The 14,506-nt window shown below is 64.9% G+C and carries 12 protein-coding genes and 1 riboswitch; of the genes, 5 read left to right on the forward strand and 7 right to left on the reverse strand.

The window, feature by feature from the left end; all coding sequences use genetic code 11:
* Window positions 1-5: 5 nt before the first annotated feature.
* The 3 genes from G8E10_RS24420 to G8E10_RS24430 all read right to left on the reverse strand — a co-directional run bounded on the left by G8E10_RS24420 (window position 6) and on the right by G8E10_RS24430 (window position 3,096).
* Window positions 6-1,439 carry an FAD-binding oxidoreductase gene (locus tag G8E10_RS24420; protein WP_167131012.1) on the reverse strand — a complete coding sequence of 478 codons (1,434 nt, stop codon included), beginning with the start codon at window positions 1,437-1,439 and terminating at the stop codon, window positions 6-8.
* 24 nt (window positions 1,440-1,463) lie between these two features.
* Window positions 1,464-2,435 carry an L-threonylcarbamoyladenylate synthase gene (locus G8E10_RS24425; protein WP_167131013.1) on the reverse strand — a complete coding sequence of 324 codons (972 nt, stop codon included), beginning with the start codon at window positions 2,433-2,435 and terminating at the stop codon, window positions 1,464-1,466.
* A gap of 67 nt (window positions 2,436-2,502) precedes the next feature.
* Entirely contained in the window at window positions 2,503-3,096 is a 594-nt protein-coding gene (locus tag G8E10_RS24430; RefSeq protein WP_110727773.1) for a DUF6656 family protein, read from the reverse strand.
* A 309-nt stretch (window positions 3,097-3,405) separates the two neighbouring features.
* A riboswitch (cobalamin riboswitch) is annotated at window positions 3,406-3,599 on the forward strand.
* 169 nt (window positions 3,600-3,768) lie between these two features.
* Between G8E10_RS24430 and G8E10_RS24435 the strand changes: the two genes are divergently transcribed.
* Entirely contained in the window at window positions 3,769-5,013 is a 1,245-nt protein-coding gene (locus G8E10_RS24435) for an aromatic ring-hydroxylating oxygenase subunit alpha (protein WP_132446472.1), read from the forward strand.
* A gap of 46 nt (window positions 5,014-5,059) precedes the next feature.
* The gene (locus G8E10_RS24440; protein ID WP_167131034.1) at window positions 5,060-6,190 is read left to right on the forward strand and encodes an FAD-binding oxidoreductase; all 1,131 of its coding nucleotides are present in this window, start codon (window positions 5,060-5,062) and stop codon (window positions 6,188-6,190) included.
* Between the two features lie 78 nt (window positions 6,191-6,268).
* On the opposite strand, the gene G8E10_RS24445 is transcribed toward G8E10_RS24440, so the two are convergent.
* A complete protein-coding gene (locus G8E10_RS24445; RefSeq protein WP_281517797.1) occupies window positions 6,269-7,246 on the reverse strand; it encodes a glycoside hydrolase family 25 protein in 978 nt (325 codons plus the stop codon).
* A gap of 234 nt (window positions 7,247-7,480) precedes the next feature.
* Between G8E10_RS24445 and G8E10_RS24450 the strand changes: the two genes are divergently transcribed.
* The gene (locus G8E10_RS24450; RefSeq protein WP_167131015.1) at window positions 7,481-7,936 is read left to right on the forward strand and encodes a BA14K family protein; all 456 of its coding nucleotides are present in this window, start codon (window positions 7,481-7,483) and stop codon (window positions 7,934-7,936) included.
* A gap of 75 nt (window positions 7,937-8,011) precedes the next feature.
* Here the strand turns inward: G8E10_RS24450 and G8E10_RS24455 are convergent, their stop codons facing one another.
* Window positions 8,012-9,004: a transporter gene (locus G8E10_RS24455; RefSeq protein WP_132663698.1), complete on the reverse strand. Its 993-nt coding sequence runs from the start codon at window positions 9,002-9,004 to the stop codon at window positions 8,012-8,014.
* Window positions 9,005-9,215: 211 nt separating this feature from the next.
* On the opposite strand from G8E10_RS24455, the gene G8E10_RS24460 reads away from it, so the two are divergent.
* Together G8E10_RS24460 and G8E10_RS24465 are read left to right on the forward strand one after the other, a co-directional pair.
* The gene (locus tag G8E10_RS24460; protein ID WP_167131016.1) at window positions 9,216-10,979 is read left to right on the forward strand and encodes an acyl-CoA dehydrogenase family protein; all 1,764 of its coding nucleotides are present in this window, start codon (window positions 9,216-9,218) and stop codon (window positions 10,977-10,979) included.
* A gap of 9 nt (window positions 10,980-10,988) precedes the next feature.
* On the forward strand, window positions 10,989-11,741 hold the full coding sequence (locus tag G8E10_RS24465) for a crotonase/enoyl-CoA hydratase family protein (protein ID WP_132663696.1): 753 nt from the start codon (window positions 10,989-10,991) through the stop codon (window positions 11,739-11,741).
* A 688-nt stretch (window positions 11,742-12,429) separates the two neighbouring features.
* Here G8E10_RS24465 and G8E10_RS24470 read toward each other — a convergent pair.
* Window positions 12,430-13,680 (reverse strand): class I SAM-dependent RNA methyltransferase, encoded by a 1,251-nt coding sequence (locus G8E10_RS24470; protein WP_167131017.1) that lies wholly within the window; start codon window positions 13,678-13,680, stop codon window positions 12,430-12,432.
* Window positions 13,677-14,486 carry a TlyA family RNA methyltransferase gene (locus G8E10_RS24475; protein ID WP_167131018.1) on the reverse strand — a complete coding sequence of 270 codons (810 nt, stop codon included), beginning with the start codon at window positions 14,484-14,486 and terminating at the stop codon, window positions 13,677-13,679. The genes G8E10_RS24470 and G8E10_RS24475 overlap by 4 nt, the downstream gene beginning before the upstream one ends.
* Between the last annotated feature and the right edge of the window lie 20 nt (window positions 14,487-14,506).

Consider the following 14,506-nt stretch of genomic DNA (forward strand, 5'->3'; position numbering starts at 1 on the left):
CGGCTTTATGGCTTGATCTGCAACACCTTGTCCGGGTTCATGATCCCGGCCGGGTCGAAGGCATGCTTGATCCGCTGCATCAGGTCGATCTCTATGCCATGGCGCACCTCCGCCAGCTCGTCGCGCTTCAGCTGGCCGATGCCATGCTCGGCGGAAATCGAGCCGCCATGGGCCAGCACGAGGCCGTGCACGATCGCGTTCATCTCCCGCCAGCGCTCCAGAAACGCCTGCTTGTCGGCACCGACCGGCTGGGAAATGTTGTAGTGGATGTTGCCGTCGCCCATATGGCCGAAGGAGCAGATCCGCGCGCCGGGGATCGCCGCCATCACGGCCGCATCGGCCTGCGCCATGAAGGCGGGGATGCTGGCGATCGGCACCGACACATCATGCTTGATCGATCCGCCTTCCGGCCGCTGCGCCAGCGACAGGCTTTCGCGCATGTGCCACAGCGCCTTTCGCTGCGCCTCGCTGGAGGCGACGATCGCATCGTCCGCGAGCCCGTTCTCGATGGCGCCGGAGAGCAGCGCCTCCATCGTGCGCCCGGCACTTTCCGCACTGTCCGAACTGGAGATGTCGATCAGCACGTACCAGGGATGCACCGTCGCCATCGGGTCCGTGACGCCGGGAATGTTGCGCACCGAAAAGTCGATGCCGATGCGCGGCATCAGCTCGAACCCTGTCAAGGTCTGCCCGCAAAGCGTGGACGCCCGCTCGAATAGCGCCAGCGCATCCTCGACGGTGCGCAGGCCGGCAAGGGCGACCTCATGGCCGAGCGGCTTTGGAAACAGCCGCAGCACCGCACCGGTGATAACGCCGAGCGTTCCTTCCGCGCCGATGAAGAGGTCGCGCAGATCGTATCCCGTATTGTCCTTCTTCAGGCGGCGCAGCCCGTCCCAGATCTCGCCGGTCGGCAGCACCACTTCGAGGCCCAGGCACAGCTGGCGCATATTGCCATAGGCGAGCACCGCCGTTCCCCCGGCATTGGTCGAGAGGTTGCCGCCGATCCGGCAGGAGCCCTCCGAGCCGAGCGACAGCGGAAACAGCCGGTCCACCCGGTCGGCCGCCGTCTGGATGTCGGCGAGAATGCAGCCGGCATCCGCCACGATGACATTGCCGACCGGATCGACGTCGCGAATGCGGTTCATCCGCTCCAGCGACAGGAGAATGTCGGCCGCCCCCGTGCGGGGGATCTGCCCGGCCACATGGCCGGTATTGCCCGCCTGCGGCACGATGGCGACGCCGGTTTCGCTGGCAAGCTTCAGGATCGCCGAGACCTCCGCGACGTTGGCAGGCTTCAGCACCGCCGGCGTCGTGCCGCGATAGAGCCCGCGGGTTTCCACGAGATAGCGATCCTCGACATCGGCCCCCACCTCCGCATGGCCGCCGACGAGATCGACGAAACGCTGGACGAGATCGGGAGAGGGGACGGTGTTGGTCATGACGGTGCTCTCAAGATGGCAGGATCAGCGCGGGGCCGCCGCGCGCTCCAGCCGGTCGCGAATGGCCTCGCCGAGGCCTTGGCTCGGAATGGCGGAAAAGGCGATCGTCCGGGCGCCCGTGGCGTCCGCCTGCTTCATATAGGAAAAGAGATTGGCGGCGGCTTCCCGCAGATTGCCGGATGGGCTCAGATCGAGCACGATCACCGCCGCCGCCTCGCCGGGAAGGGCCATGCCCCCGAAGCGGATCAGGGCCTCGCCCGGCCGCACATCCGTCGCATCCAGACGCACGGCGGCACCCGGCGCATAATGCGAGGCGAGCATGCCCGGCGCCTCCAAAGTGGCACCCGCTGAATCCTGCCGCAAAAGCCGCTGCCCGGCCACAGTCTCGATGTCGGCCGCCTCCAGTCCGCCGGGACGCAGCAGGCGAAGCTGGCCGTTCTCCACCTTGACGATGGTCGATTCGAGCCCGATGCCCGCCGGTCCGGCGTCCAGAATGAGGTCGATGGCCGATCCGAGATCGTCGGCCACATGCGCTGCCGTCGTCGGGCTAATCCGCCCCGACGTGTTGGCGCTGGGCGCTGCCAGCGGCTTGCCGAAGGCGGAAATGACCTCGCGCGCAAAACCGGCCGGCATCCGAAGCCCGAGCGTATCGAGCCCGGCCGTCGCCAGCGCATGCACGGCGCTGCCGGGCGCCCGCGCGACCACCAGCGTCAGCGGCCCCGGCCAGAAGGCCTCCGCCAGCCGACGCGAAACGGGATCGAACACGCCATGGCTTTCGGCCATTTCCATGTCGGACACATGCGAAATCAGCGGGTTGAAACGCGGCCGGCCCTTCACCTCATAGATCGAGGCAATCGCATCGGCTCGCGTCGCGTCGGCCGCAAGCCCGTAAACGGTCTCCGTCGGCAGCGCGATCGGCCGGCCTTGGCCGAGCACATCCACGGCGCGCTCCAGCGCCCGCACCCGGTCGAGGCTCGTTTCGATGATCTCTGCCATGCCGTCTCGCGCTTCCGCCCATTGAGGTGGCAGTCTTAGTGCAAAACGATAACGGCTGCAAAGCGTCTCAGAGCGCGCGGATGATCGTGCGCAGGGCGTCGTTGCGGGCGCCCAGCATCAGCACGTTCTTCAGGGCCGTCTTCGGGTCCTGCGTGCGGAAAAGGAGGCCGCCGTCGCGGACGGTCCGGTTGATCACGAGCTTGCCCTGCTCGCGGTCGAGGTCCATCGCGACGGCGAAATACATGCGCGAATATCCGCGGCGGACATCGTCGAAGAAGTGTTCGTCCTTGCCGATCTCGCAGAAGAAGTTGGCCATGTAGAACGACCAGCGGACATCGTCGTAGTCCGCGAATTTGGTGCGCGCTGCCGTCACATGACAGTAGCCGAGATGCGGGCTGCCATCGAGCGTGCGGTGGAAGATCATCTTGGGAAAGCGGATCGACGCGTGGAAGCCGTTGATGCGGTCGTAGGCGAGCGTGCCGGCGGCCTCCAGCTTGCGGCCCGTGCGCTCGGCCACTTCCTTGTGCGTCAGGTAGCGCTTTGCGGCGCGCGCCTCGGACGTCTGGCGGTTGATCCGGCCGGTGCGGAGGTAATCCGTGTACACGCCCCCGCGTGGTTCCTTGGGAGCCTTGGCATCATCGAAGTAGCGCAGGTTGGCCATGGTCTGGTCCAGCATGGATGATCTTCCTTTTGCATGGTCTTACGGGCCCGCCATGGCGCGAGGCTTGCGTCATCCGGCCATTCGCCGCCGGGGATGGCGGCAGGGGCGCGCTCCTCGATGTCGCAAATGCGCACCCGGCAGCGACGCATCGGCCTGACCGGAAAAGCGACATCTGCCGAAATTTCGTACATCTCGTTGTTTATCTTGAAGGATCGACGCACGAAGCCGCAAAAATGGTCCGCAAATGCGCGTGTCGTCTTTCTCAAATCGCGTGTCGCTTCTTGGCCTCTGAAATCGGCCGGCGCGGCGTTAGAGTGAGAGGCTCAAGGCACCGGTTTCAAAGGGATCCGGAGACATTGGGAAGCCGGTCGAAACCCGGCGCTGCGCCCGCAACGGTGGTGGAGCATGAAGCCGGCAGATCCTTGTCAGGGGTTAAGCATCCCCAGGGTCGGCATGGCGAGATGCCCCTGAGCCCGGACACCTGTCTTGGGGCGATGTGACGGACTTTGATGTGCCAATGTTACGGACTTTGATGTGAATGTCTGGGTGCGGCGGGTTGCCGGGTGTGAGCTTCGAAGGGCTTTCCCGGCCATACCAGCCCTGAAGTTGGCCTGTAGCGGGCCTTGGGATTGCGACCTCTTGGCGAGGTCCGTGGGATAAAGGAACGGGAACATGGATTTTCGCAGCGAAGTGCTCCGCACGCTCCGGAACCGGCGCGAGACCCACAGCCTCGAGCAGGCATTCTACACGGATCCCGATCTCTACAAGCTCGACCTGCAGGAGATCTGGTACAAGGACTGGCTCTTCATCGGCCATGACTGCGAGATCCCCAAGGCCGGCAACTATTTCACGGTCCAGATCGGCGATTATCCCGTCGTCATCACCCGCGACCGCCAGGGTGCCATCCATGCCCTGCACAATGCCTGTCGCCACCGCGGTTCGCGCGTCTGCACGCAGGCCAAAGGCGCCTCGGCGCGGCTCGTCTGTCCCTATCACAACTGGACCTACGAGCTGGACGGCAAGCTGATGTTCGCCCGCCAGATGGGCGAGGACTTCGACAAATCCGCCCACGGCCTCAAGCCCGTCGCCTGCGAGACCATTGCCGGCTACATCTTCATCAGCCTGGCCGCCGAGCCGCTGGATTTTGCGCCCGTGCGCGACATGGTCACGTCCTACCTCGCGCCGCACAATCTCAAGGACACGAAGGTCGCGTTCGAAAGCACCATTGTCGAGAAGGGCAACTGGAAGCTTGTCTGGGAAAACAACCGCGAGTGCTACCACTGCGCCAGCAACCACCCGGAGCTCTGCCGCACCTATCCCGAGGCGCCGTCGGCAACCGGCGTGCAGGGTGCCAAGGACGATCCCGTCATCTCCGAGCATTGGAGCCGCTGCGAAGCCTCCGGTCTGCCAAGCGAATTCCGCATCGATGCGACGGGCCAGTTCCGCGTCGCCCGCATGCCGCTTATTCAGGATGCCGAAAGCTACACCATGTCCGGCGCCCGCGCCGTCAAGCGCCGCCTGTCCGACGCCGTGCCCCAGAGCCATATCGGCACGCTGCTGATGTTCCATTACCCAAGCACCTGGAACCATGTGCTGGCCGACCACGCCATCACCTTCCGCGTGCTGCCGCTCGGGCCCGAACTGACGCAGGTCACCACCAAGTGGCTGGTCCACAAGGATGCCGTCGAGGGTGTCGATTACAATCTCGAGGAACTGACCCACGTCTGGACCGAGACCAACGATCAGGACCGCCAGATCGTCGAGGAAAACGCCTTCGGCATCCGCTCGCCGGCCTATGAGCCCGGCCCTTACTCGCCCGAGCACGAAGGCGGCGTCATGCAGTTCGTCGAGTGGTACACGAACTTCATGCAGGAGCGCCTGACGGGCGTCCGCGCGCCGCTCGTGCGCGTGGCCTGACATGAGCCAGACAAGCATGGGCCAAGGTATGGGCGTGGGCCAAGGCATGGTTCAGGGAACCGGTATCGTGTCGCCGTTCCGTCACTTCGACGAACTCCAGCCCTGGAACGATCGCCAGCACCTGCTCGAATGCATCGCGGTGACGCTCGAGGCGCCCGACGTCATGACCTTCGTGTTCAAGTCGGATCGCGACGGCTGGTTCCGCTACCTGCCGGGCCAGTTCGTCACGCTCGAAATTCCGGTGACGGCCGACAATCCGGTGATGCGGACCTACACGCTGTCCTCGACACCCTCGCGCCCGTTCTCCATCGCCGTCACGGTGAAGGCGCAGGCGACGTCGATCGGCACCCGCTGGATGTTCGACAACCTGCGTCCCGGTATGACGCTGAAGGCCTTCGGCCCGCTCGGCGACTTCTCATTCGTGCGCTATCCCGGCGAGAAATACCTGTTCGTCTCTGCCGGCTCCGGCATCACGCCGATGATGTCGATGACGCGCTGGTTTTCCGATTGCGCGCCGCAGACCGATGTCGCCTTCGTCTCCTGCGCCCGCCGACCCGACGATCTGCTGTTCCGGGCCGAGCTGGAAACACTTAGCCCCGGCATGCCGAACCTGTCGCTCGGCTTCGTCGTGGAAGGCCACGAGCCCCGCCACGGCTGGCACGGCCTGCGCGGCCGCATCGATGCCGCCAAGGTGGCGCTGCTGACGCCCGATTTCATGTCCCGAACGGTGTTCTGCTGCGGTCCCGAACCGTTCATGCGCGGCGTGCGCGAACTGCTGCAGGCATCCGGCTTCGACATGGCCCGCTACCACGAGGAAAGCTTCCAGCCGGCGGCAGCCCCTAACGTCGATGAACTCGCCGTCCGCGCCGGTCCTGGCGATGCTGCCGGCGAGGCCGATACCGACCAGCCGATCGTCGCCCCCACCATCACCTTCACCATGGCCGGCAAGGACGCGAAATGCATCCCCGGCCAGACCGTCCTCCAGACCGCCCGCGCCGCCGGCGTGCGCATCGGCGCCGCCTGTGAAAGCGGCCTCTGCGGCACCTGTCGCGTCATGAAGATCTCGGGCGAGGTCGAGATGAAACACAATGGCGGCATCCTCGACGAGGACATCGAAGAAGGCTACATCCTCGCCTGCTGCTCCCGCCCGCTGACGGACGTGCAGATCGAGGCTTGAGCGGCGAGACGGCCTGATACGATGACCGAGGGTGGGGAAACTGCGCCTTCAGACAACGTGCCGCAGCTTGTCGGTATTCTAGCGCAAGGCGATCCGCGCGCCCCGACCGCCGATGGAGGAGGTCGTCATCGCGTCCACGCCGGTCGCTTGCGTGCCGATGCAGGCAGGGCGGGTGCCGTTGGCCGAGACGAGCATGATGACCGGCGGGCCGAGGGTTGGTGCGGGCTCCGGAGGCAGCGGTTTTTCCGGCAGCAGCTCGCCCTTCGCCCATTCCACCTTCAGCCGCGCGGCATCCATCGGCGCCACGTTGACGTCGATATCGGGCAGGGTTCCACTGACGCGGTAGGGACAGCGGCGCTTGTTGCAGTTGGCGCCGGAGGAAAACTGCCAGAGGGCGTAGCTGTCCCAGTTGCCCATCGGGAAGACGTTGCGGATGCCCGGCTTGTAGCGGGCGTACCAGAGCGGCAGACGCGAGAGGATCGGATAGAGCGCGCGGTTGTCGGCGATGTGGCGGGCGGTCGAGTGGTTGGTGTAGAGCATCGGATACCGGCCCGTGCGCGTCTTGATATGCTGCGCGAAGATTTCGCCATCCTCGAGCGACATGAAATTGTCAGGGTCGATACCCTCGATGTCGAGCACCATCAGCTCGTCGGCCGCGGGTTCGGCATAGTCGAGGAAGTGGTTCGCCTGTTCGATCGGGTTGCCGGGCCGCGCCAGGTGATAGGCACCCCAGAGCAATCCGCTTGCCCGCGCCACCATGCGCCGCGTCTGGTAAAGCTCGCGGCTGACCGCATATTTCCGCCACATCGTCTTGCAGTGCGCGAACGTATCGCCCTCGTGGTCGCCGGTGCAGGAAAAGCTCTCCGGCAGACCGTCGGAGGCTTTCGAGACGAAACCCGCGATCCGTTTGTCCTTCAGCATCTCCTGCCAGTCGACGATGTTGAGTTCGTAGGCATCGATGACCAGCGCCGGCTCCGGCGTCTTCCAGGGCTCCAGATCGACGGCAAGGCCAGGCTGCGGCGAGAACACGGCGCCCAGCGCCACGAGGAGGCTCAGCGCCACGACTGGCCATCGCCCGAGAGGGGAGGGAGTGAACGCGCCGGCAATGGTTCGGGCGATGTTTCGCATGCGCACAATGCTGCGCCCACATGGTTAACGCGCCGTTAATTTTGGCCGCCTAGGGCCGTCATGCGTCCGTCACAGAGGGAACTAACGACGATTCCGGCCGTTGTCAGACCAGTGAATGTCGTGCGCCTCGCCGTCGTTCGATAAAAATCCACGGAGGAAACAATGGGTCTCTTCAACGCAAAGCTCCTTTCGGCCGCAGGCCTCTCGGCCGCGCTTTTCGTCACATCATTCGTCCCCGTCCAGGCCATGGTTCCGATTCCGGTCCAGAAGCCTGTTCAGACGGCAAACGCCGTCGAGCCCGTGCAGTACAGAGATCGCTACCGAGATGACTGGCGCCGTCGCGGCATGCATCGCCGTGGCGATGCCTACTACTACAATGGTCATCGCGGCTATCGCGAACGCCGCCGCGGCTACCGTGAACACAATGGGGTCTGGTTCCCGCTCGCAGCTTTCGCGACCGGCGCGATCATTGGCGGCGCCATCAACAACGACCGCCCGGCCCGCGTCGGTGGCAGCCATGTCGCCTGGTGCCAGGATCGTTATCGCTCCTACCGCGCCTACGACAACACCTACCAGCCCAACAACGGTCCCCGTCGCCAGTGCAACTCGCCGTATTGATCGGCTGAACCTGCAGGCTTGAATACGGAAAAGGCATCGGTTCCCCGGTGCCTTTTGCGCGTTATGACCTCTGTGTCAAAGAATCCCGATCCGTTTCAGGATGGTCCAGGCAAAGGCCATGGACATGACGATAAAAACGCCGGCGATGAGGGTGCCGTGGATACCGCCGGCCAGCGGGAGGTCGCTGGTGTTCATGCCGAAGAAGCCAGTGACCAACGTCGGCGGCAGCAGGAAGGCCGTCATCAGCGAGAGGATGTAGAGGTGGCGGTTGGTCTCGGAGGAGAGCTTGCTGTCGATTTCCTCGTGCAGCAGCCGCGCCCGTTCCTGCAGCGCGAAGACGTCGCGGTCGACCGTCTCCAGCCGGTCGGTCAGGCGTTCGGCGACGTCGATGAAGCCCGTGGGAACCTCGTCTTCGTCCGATGCCGCGGCGCGTCTGAGAAGAGCGAGCAGCGTCCGCAGATGCCGGTGCAGGCGGACGGCGGTGCGGCGGAGCGGCGCCAGCCGCGGCTGGTCGTTGTGCCCCGCCTCGCCATAGACCTCGTCCTCGATGACGTTGAGCTCCTCCGTCAGTTCCAGCACGAGACCGATCAGGGTGCGCTGGAACTCGATCACCATCATCTCGAAAAGGTCGATCGGCCGCAGGCAGCGCGGGTTCTTCTCGATCGCCGCCTTCACCCGGTCGATGCTGCGCAGCGGATGCAGCCGCGTCGTCACGATGACCTTGTCCGTCACGACGAAATGCAGCCAGCCGATGGTCTTCGTCATCTGGTCGAAGGTGCGCTCGAAATCGACCAGCGTGCCGTGCACCATGGCTTCGTCGGTCGTGATCGCGGCTTGCGTATCATGGCTCGACAGGGTGGCCAGCGCGTCCGGCGGCAGGTCGCAGATCTTCTGGATCAGCGCCGGCGTGCGCGCGTCGCTCAGCGCCAGATGCAGCCAGAGCCAGCCTTCGCCCTCCGTCAACGTCTCCAATGGCGCATCCGCGGAAATGCGCTCGCCGCGGCCCTGTCCCGGGCGGAAGCGATAGGCCCAGACGAGGCCGGGAATTTCGGGAGAAACGAGGTTCATGACAGAATTTCCGGCAGTCGGAGTCGTGCTGTATCGACGTTCTATGACAGTTTCGTTGCAAGGCAAAATGAAGCCTCGCGAACCGGGCCGGGAGATCGGGAACATTAGCGATCAATCGCGCATCTCCCAGTTGACGTTTACGTAAAAATCAATAATTTGACCCGCGGCGCAGGAGAAGACGGGTGGGCGCCGGCAAAGGCAGGAGAACCTTATGTACACATCCCCTGTGGACGACATTCTGTTCACGCTCAATCATATCGCAGGTCTCGATGGCGACGCGTCCGTCGATGCGGATATCGTGGAGGCCGTGATCTGGGAGGCGGGCCGCTTCTGTGACGCGACGATCGCGCCGGCCGCCGCGCGCGGGGACAAGGAGGGCTCAAAGCTTGCCAATGGCGAGGTCCGCTCGCCGACCGGTTGGCCGGAGATCTATCGTGCCTGGGCTGCCGCCGGCTGGAATGGCCTCGCCGCGCCGATGGAGGCGGGCGGGCAGGGCCTGCCGCACCGCCTGCAGATCGCCGCGATGGAAATCTGGAACGGCGGCTCGATGGCGTTCGCGCTGGCGCCGATGCTGACCGCCGGTGCTGCAGAAGCGCTCGCCGCGCACGGTTCCGATGCGCTCAAGGCCCGCTTCCTGCCGAAGATGGTCTCCGGCGAGTGGACAGGCACGATGAACCTGACCGAACCCCATGCCGGTTCGGATCTGGGTACGCTGCGCACCCGTGCGGAACGCCGCGACGACGGCACCTACCGGATTTTCGGCCAGAAGATCTACATTACCTGGGGCGAACACGACTTTACGGACAATATCGTCCATCTTGTTCTCGCCCGCCTGGCCGATGCGCCCGAGGGGACGCGCGGCATCTCTTTGTTCCTCGTGCCGAAGTTCATCGTCAATGAAGATGAGACGCTTGGCGCGCGCAATGATCTCTTTTGTCACTCGATCGAGGAGAAGCTGGGCATTCATGCCTCGCCCACCTGCACCATGATCTACGGCGACGGCCGCTTCGGCGAGGAGCCGGGCGCCGTCGGTTATCTGATCGGCGAGGAAAATCGCGGGCTTGCCTGTATGTTCACCATGATGAACAATGCCCGCCTCGCGGTCGGCGCCCAGGGCGTCGCCATGGCGGAAGCCGCCACGCAGGGTGCGCTCGCCTATGCGCGGGAGCGCCGTCAGGGCAAGGCCCCCGGCGCTGCCACGGCCAGCCCGATCATCGATCATCCCGATATCGCCCGCACGCTTCTGACCATGAAGGCGCTGACGCAGGGGTCGCGCGCCATCACCTATCTCTGTGCGGAGGCGGTCGATCGCGCCCACGAGGCTGAAGGCGACGAGAAGCGTCATTGGCAGGATCGTGCAGCGCTCCTGACCCCGATCGCAAAATCCTTCCCGACGGATGTCGGCGTCGAGGTTGCCTCGCTCGGCATCCAGGTTCATGGCGGCATGGGCTTCGTGGAGGAAACGGGCGCCGCCCGCCTGCTGCGGGATGCGCGCATCGCGCCGATCTATGAAGGCACGAACGGCATCCAGGCCATCGATCTCGTCACCCGCAAGCTGCCCCTCGGCGATGGCGCCCATGTGCGCGGCCTGATTGCCGAACTCTCAGCGATCGCGAAAGCCGTGACCTCAGTCGAGGGAGACAAGGGCGCATGGGGCGAAACCGCCGCGCGTCTCGACAAGGCGATCGGCGAACTGATCACGGCGACCGACTGGCTCCAGTCCGAACTCGCCGCCGGACGCCTGGCGGCAGCCCTTGCCGGTGCCACGGCCTACCAACGCCTCTTCGGCCTCGTCCTCTCCGGCGTGCTTCTCGCCAAGGGTGCGGCGGTCGTGGTGGAGGATGGCCGTCAGCCGCAGCGCATCGCTCTTGCGCGCTTCTTCGCCGAGAACCTGCTCGGCGAAACGGCAGCCCTTGCCGACGCCATCCTCCACGGCGCCAACAGCCTCGAGGCTGCGCGCATCGCGCTGAACTGAGACCCTGATATGACCGACGAGACGATCCTCATCGAAAAGCCGGACGCCGCGATCCGCGTCATCCGGCTGAACCGCCCGGAAAAGAAGAACGCCATTACCCGCGCCATGTATGTGGCGATGACGGAAGCGCTCGCTGCGGCCGAGGCAGAAGACGACGTTCGCGTCATCGTCTTCCTCGGCACGCCCGGCTGCTTTTCCGCCGGCAACGACATGGCCGACTTCGCCCAGATGGCGATGAGCGAAACGCTGGGAACGGAGGTCCTCGGCTTTCTGCATGTGCTCGCGACGGCCACCAAGCCGCTCGTCTCCGGGGTCGATGGCTTGGCGATCGGTATCGGCACGACGCTGAACCTGCATTGCGATCTCACCGTCATCTCCACCCGCACCCAGCTGCGAACCCCGTTCGTGGATCTCGCGCTGGTGCCGGAGGCCGCCTCCAGCCTCATCGTCCCCCGCGTCATCGGCCATCAGCGCGCCTTCGCGCTGCTCGCCGCCGGTCTGCCGATCGCTGCCGAAGACGCCGTCGCCGTCGGGCTCGTCTGGAAAGCGGTCGCACCCGAGGCGCTGGAAGAGGAAACGCTCGCCGCCGCCACCATGCTCGCCGCCAAGCCGCCACAGGCGCTGCGCATCGCCCGGCAGCTCCTGCGCGGCGACACCACGGAAACCCTGGCCCGCATCGACCTCGAAGCGGACCATTTCGCCGCCCGCCTCAAAAGCACAGAGGCCCAAGCCGCCTTCATGGCCTTCCTCTCCAAGCGCTGACGGAGCCCGGAAGGGCCTGCGGTGTCTTGCAGCAGGAAGCATCAGGATGTATATTAGCGGAGTGGCAGCCGGAGCTCGAACTCCGGCTGCCTTTCGCTCAGACTTGGAATAGAACCCGCACGCGCATTCGCCAGCCCGTGCGGGTTTTCCATATCTCAAGCGTGATGCTTACGGGTAGATACCCCATTTGCCTCACTCCTGTTCGACAGCAAAGCCTATGCCGAGGTCGGGGAGGCTCATCGTCCCCGACGCGCTGGCTGGCACAGCGCTTTCTACTTCGGCTGCGAACGGCCAAGCGTAGCAGAACGAAATTCTTTATATAAGATATTTCTTCTATATCGTCGGAGCAGCCGACGAGGTGGCTCGACGTGTCTTGCACCCGGCAGACAAGGCTGTATATTAGCGGAGTGGCAGCCGAAGCGCGAACTCCGACTGCCTTTCGCTCAGACTAGGAATATGACTCGCACCTGGACTTGCCAGCCGGTGCGGGTTTTCCTTATCTCAAGCGTGATACCAACGGGTAGATACCCCATTTGCTTCACTCCTGTTCGACAGCAAAGCCTATGCCAAGGTCGGGGAGGCTTATCGTCCCCGACGCGCTGGCTGGCGCAGCGCTTTCTGCTTCAGCTGCGAACGACCGAAGCGTAGCACGGGCTTTTTCAGAATATTAGAAAAAAATGATGGAACATCAGCGCGTCAGCGTCGCCACCGCTTCGACGTGGGATGACCAGAGGAATTGATCGACCGGGGTGACCTTGGTGACGCGGTAGCCGCCCTCGATGAGGATCGAGAGATCACGTGCCAGCGTCTGCGGGTTGCAGGATATGGCGACGATGGTCTTCACCGTCGAGCACGCCAGTTCGCGACACTGCGCCTCGGCGCCGGCACGGGGCGGATCGAAGACGACGGCGTCGTAGACCTTCAGCTCGGAGGTCATCATCGGCCGGCGGAACAGGTCGCGCTTTTCGATGCTGACGGGCTTCAGGCCTTGCGTGTTGCGGGCGGCGAGATCGAGCGCTTTCAGCGCCTTTTCCTCGCTTTCCACGGCATGCACGCGGCCCTTGCGGGCCATGCGCAGGGCGAAGGTGCCAGTGCCGGCGAAGAGGTCGGCGATCCGCTTGGCCTTGCCGAGATGCGTCATGACGAGCTCCGCCATCGCGGTTTCCGCAACGGCGCTTGCCTGCGCAAAGCCGCCGGGCGGCGGCGAGACCGCGATGCCGTCGAAGGTGATGAGAGGCTTCAGCGGCTCGACGATCGTCTCGCCATTGACGGCCAGCCGCGCGATACCGCGCAGTTTCAGCACGGCCTCGATCGCCTGCTGGCGGTGCCGGTCCGACAGGGCCTTGATGCCCTCGGCAGCCAGATCGAGCCCGGTCGTCGTCTCCAGCACGGTGATGCGGAACGGCTCGGCACTGGCGGCGAGCGCCGCTGCGATGATGCGGATGGCTGCGAGCCGCGACACGATGCCGGGGCTCGCGATGGGACACTCCGTTATGGAGACGATGTGATGGCTTTCCGCCTGGTTATACCCAAGCAGCAGCTCCTTCTCGGTGCGCCGCGCGGTAAAGACCGTGCGCCGGCGCTCGCCCGGGCGGGCAATGATAAGCGGCGCCACCTCCGTCTCGATGCCGCGCGACCGCAGGGCGTCGATGACGATCTGCCGCTTGAACGCGTGATAGAGATCGTCGCCGGCATGCTGCAGCGTGCAGCCGCCGCATGTGCCGTTCTCGCCTTCCGGCCCGAAATGCCGGCAGGCGGGCGCGACACGGTCGGGCGAGGGCGCAAGCAGGGACATCACGGTGCCCTGCTGCTTGTTGACGGCCATCGTCACCCGTTCGCCGGGAAGCGTGAATGGCACGAAGACGGGGCCGGACGGGGAGGAGACGATGCCGTCTCCCTGCAGGCCGAGCCGTTCGATCGTCGCGGTTTCCGCGCTCATGCCGCGTCCTCGTCGGTCTCTGTGTCGAGATCGGCATCATCACCGTCGTTAAGGGGTTTGCGGCCGGCGAGAAGAAACTCCTCGTTGCCGTCACCGCCCGTAATGGGGGAGGGGATGAGGCCGAGGCTTTCCCAGCCCATCTCTTCCACGAGCCAGCGCTCCAGCTCCGCCGCCACCTCTGGCGCCGTCGAGGGGTCTTTCAGCAGTCCCGCCTTGCTGACGAAATCGCGGCCGGCCTCGAATTGCGGCTTCACGAGAAGAATGCAAAGCGCGCCGGGCACGGCGAGGTCGAGCGCCGGCGGCAGAGCGAGCTTCAGCGAGATGAAGGAAACGTCGGAGACCACCATGCCGATCTCGCGGTCTTCCAGATGCTCTTCGTCGAGCACACGCGCGTTCAGGCCCTCGATATTGGTGACGCGCGGATCGGCTTCGAGGCGCGGATGGAACTGCCCGTGGCCGACATCGATGGAAATGACGTGGGCGGCACCCGCATGCAGCAGCACCTCGGTGAAGCCGCCAGTGGAGGCGCCGATATCGAGGCAGTCGAGCCCTTCCGGCGACAGCGCGAAATGATCGAGCCCGGCTTTCAGCTTCAGCGCCGCGCGCGAGACATAGGCCTGGACCGGATCGTCGATCTCGATCGTCACATCGTCGGGAAAGGTGGAGCTCGGCTTGGTGACGACGCGACCGTTCACCCGCACGGTTCCGCGCTGCACGGCATCGCGTGCGCGAGACCGGCTGGCGACGAGCCCGAGGTTGAGAACGAGCTGGTCGAGGCGGACGGTGGTTTTCGGTTCGTTTGACATGGGGCCTGTCATGGCGTGTC

This window comes from Ferranicluibacter rubi (genome assembly GCF_011603255.1).
Classification (GTDB): Bacteria; Pseudomonadota; Alphaproteobacteria; order Rhizobiales; family Rhizobiaceae; genus Ferranicluibacter; species Ferranicluibacter rubi.